This window comes from Streptomyces sp. NRRL WC-3549, from assembly GCF_000721935.1.
Lineage (GTDB): Bacteria > Actinomycetota > Actinomycetes > Streptomycetales > Streptomycetaceae > Streptomyces.
In genome coordinates this window covers 36,765-40,349 of sequence record NZ_KL585443.1, presented here as the reverse complement: position 1 = coordinate 40,349, position 3,585 = coordinate 36,765, and the positions used below count along the sequence as shown (strand labels likewise).

The 3,585-nt window shown below is 73.2% G+C and carries 2 protein-coding genes and 1 pseudogene; all 3 read left to right on the top strand.

Features of this window, described 5'->3' with window-relative positions; genetic code table 11:
• Positions 1–470 (top strand): S1 family peptidase (locus tag IH13_RS0134035; protein ID WP_031090665.1); only part of this gene is annotated, 470 nt, incomplete at its 5' end.
• A gap of 689 nt (positions 471–1,159) precedes the next feature.
• Positions 1,160–2,255 (top strand): annotated as a pseudogene (locus IH13_RS39215) (DUF1996 domain-containing protein).
• 647 nt (positions 2,256–2,902) lie between these two features.
• Positions 2,903–3,585, top strand: a 683-nt coding sequence (locus tag IH13_RS0134025; RefSeq protein WP_063837532.1) for an alpha/beta fold hydrolase, incomplete at its 3' end; no start/stop codon positions are given.

Here is a 3,585-nt window from a genome sequence, read left to right as displayed (position 1 = left end):
GCGGCGGCGCGGGACAGGAGGTCCGCGGCTGGGACGGTTCCGGCATAGGCAACATCCAGGGCTCGTCCTTCCCCGACAACGACTACGCCTGGGTGAACGTCGGCAGCGGCTGGTGGACGGTCCCCGTCGTCCTCGGCTGGGGCACGGTCTCCGACCAGCTCGTCCGTGGCTCCAACGAGGCCCCGATCGGCGCCTCGATCTGCCGCTCCGGCTCCACCAGCCACTGGCACTGCGGCAACGTCCTGGCCACGAACGAGACCGTCAACTACAGCGAGGGCGCCGTCCACCAGATGACGAAGACCAGCGTCTGCGCCGAACCGGGCGACTCCGGCGGCTCGTTCATCAGCGGCGACCAGGCGCAGGGCGTCACCTCGGGCGGCTGGGGCAACTGCAGCAGCGGTGGTGAGACCTGGCACCAGCCCATCAACGAGATCCTCAACCGTTACGGGCTGACGCTGCACACCGCCTGACGGCGACGCGTCATCCGTCCGGCGCCCCCGTCGGAGCCCTCGTGGCCCGACGGGGACGCATGGTGTCCGGTCCACCGTGGCGGCAGGCGGTTCGCCGAAGCGGTGGGCCGGAGCGTGTCTCAGGTGGCCCCCGGGGCGGCGGCGGCCTTCGCCCGCCGGGCGACGAGGGCGGCCGGGGCGCGCCGTCGGGGCCGAGGCCCCCGGCCGTCGGCCCTCCCCGGCCGTCCACGCACCGGCTGTCGCCCCCCGGCCGTCCGCGCACCGGGCGGCCCGCCGTCGCGGGCCCGCCCGGCCCCGCCGCCCCGGAACGGCGCCCGTCCCGGGGCGACGGGTGGTGGTGCGCTCCTCGAAACGGTCGCCGTCAGGGCGACGCCGAAGAAGCCCGCAGACGCTGGGCCGACGCCCCCGGTGCCGGGGGGACCGCTGATGCGTGGACTCCGCTCGGCCCCGCCGGACGCGCCAGGCCAACGCCCCCACGGCCGCCTGCCGTTCACCACCCCATTGACACGGTCTCCACCGCGGCGCAACACTGACACCGCTTCGGAGAGCGCTCTCCCACCGTTTCCCGGCCCGGTCCGCATCGTCTCCGGGCCCCCTGCGGGCGGTGGCTTCCGCAGTGCGTCACCAGCCCCACTCTCCCCCCACCGCGCATCCGATGTGCGCGGACGCAGAGCGGCATGGAGGTCCGCATGGCCGAAAGAATCAGCAGAAGCACCGTGGTGTCCGCCCTGATCGTCGCCACGTCCCTCGCCCTGGTGTTCCTGGGCTTCACCGCCGTCACCGGCGCCGGAGGAGCCACCGCCGACGCGGCCCCGCGCCCGGGCGCCGAGTCGGCCACCGCGGCGCACGTCATGCAGGGCCACACCATGGCGGGGGCACCCGTGCCCTCGGGTGACGACCCGGACGGTGACGGGTACATACACCGGGGTGCAGCCGTCCACAGAGATCCCGCCGCACCGGTACTTCCACGAGTTCCAGGCGAACTGTTCGGTGACCCACACCGGTTCGGTCGACCCGATCGTCTTCCCCGGTCAGCTGGGCAGGTCACACAACCACACGTTCATGGGCAACGACACCACGGACGAGAACAGCACCACGGCCTCCCTCGGCGCGGGCGGTACCGCGTGCAAGGCGCCGGGTGACCTGTCCGCGTACTGGATGCCGACCCTCTACAACGGTGACCAGGAGGTCCGTCCCGTCGGACCGCAGACCATCTACTACAAGTCGGGCGTGACCGACTACACCAGCGTCCGGCCGTTCCCCAAGGGGCTGCGGTTCGTCGTCGGCGACCCGATGCAGACGTCCGAGGAGTTCCGCGACCACCCCGGCATGGTCGAGGGCTGGGAGTGCGGGGAGAGCTACCACAACGTCGAGATCCCCGCGGCCTGCCCGACGCGCCCCGACGTCCAGCTCAACCTGCGTATGCAGGCGCCCAGTTGCTGGGACGGCATCCACCTGGACACGCCCGACCATCAGTCCCACATGGCGTACCCGGGGGCCCAGGGGGCCAACCAGGACGTCTGCCCGGCCACGCATCCGGTCGCCCTGCCGATGATCGAGTTCAAGATGGCCTGGCCGGTCAACGGCGACTTGTCGCAGGTGAGGCTGGCCAGCGGTACGGGGCACTCCTTCCACTACGACTTCTTCAACGCGTGGGACGACGCCACGCTGGACGCCATGGTCGACCACTGCATCATCGGCGGCCTCCAGTGCGACGCCCGGGGCTACGACGAGAACAACCCGGGCGAGGGTGCCGCCCTGGACGGGAACTACGAGCTGCCCTGACACCGCACCCGTACCTCCCGCGCCGACCCCGGCCCCGCTGCCGGCGTGGGAAGCCCGCGGCGGGCCACGGAAAATCCGTTGCCCGCCGCGGGCTCCTCCTGTGTACGCTTGGTCGCCGCCTGGAGAGCCCAGGCAGCGGCGGGGGATGCGCATGGCGAAGGCCGGACCCACAGCCGGACGCGTCGCGAGCACGGCGGAACCGGCGGACGGTGCCGGCTTCCGCCACGTCGACCCTCCAGGCGCCGGCCCGCGGCTCCGGCGTCGGGGAGACCGGCGTCCACAAGCACACGCAGCACGTGAAGGTCCGAGGGGACCCGCGGACGCGGCCCGCGCCACCGGTGGTGAAGAAGCCCGCCGACCCGGCGGGCAAGGACGCGTCCGTAGCGCCCCACGCCTTCGCCGAGGTCTGCCGGACGTGCGCACGGGAGGCCGGGACCGCACACGGCGACGGCGTGCGTTTGGACCGGTCCGGCGCTCCCGGCGACGGCTCTTCGGCCCTGATGGGCCGTCGAGTCCGCCACGGGACGCCCCGTGCCCACGCCTGCGCGGGCCGGGCCTCACGGACGACGCGGTACGCCTGCCGCCCGGCACCTCGCCCCGCGGCACCGGCCCGCGAGGGCCGGGACGACATCTACGGAGGAACAGCGATGGCTGAGCAGCGCCCCACGAAGGTCCGGGTCGGCACCCTGAAGGTACCGGGTGCCGCCCTCCACCACGAGGCGCGCGGCACGGGCCCCGTCCTCGTGCTCATGCCCGGTGGCAGCGCCGACGCGGGTCTCTACGAGACGCTGGCGGAGGAGCTCGCTGACGCCTGGACCGTGGTCACCTACGACCCGCGCTGCTACTCGCGCAGCCGGCTCGACTCCCCGGTCACCGACCAGCGGGTCGAGGAGCACAGCGACGACGTCTACCGGCTCATCGAAGCGTTCTGCCCGGACGGCGGGCGCGCCTCCGTCTTCGGCACCAGCGCGAGCGCCGTCGTCGCGCTCGACCTGCTGAGCCGGTACCCGGATCGGCTCGACCGGGTGGCGCACGAGCCGCCGGTGGTGGAGGTGCTGCCCGACGCGGTGGCGGCGCGGACCCTGTTCGCCGACGTCCGTGAGACGTTCCGGCGTGAAGGCGCCGAGGCGGCCACGGCCACGATGAGCGCCGGCATCGGAGATCCGGAACCGCCGAGGCCCCAGCAGACCCCCGAGCCCACCGGGCCGCCCCCCGGTCCGGAGGCGCTGCGCAGGATGCGGGACAACTTCCCGGTCTTCGTGGAGCACGTGCTGTGCCCGTTCACCGGATACGTCCCGGACATCGCCGCCCCTGTCTCTTATACACATCT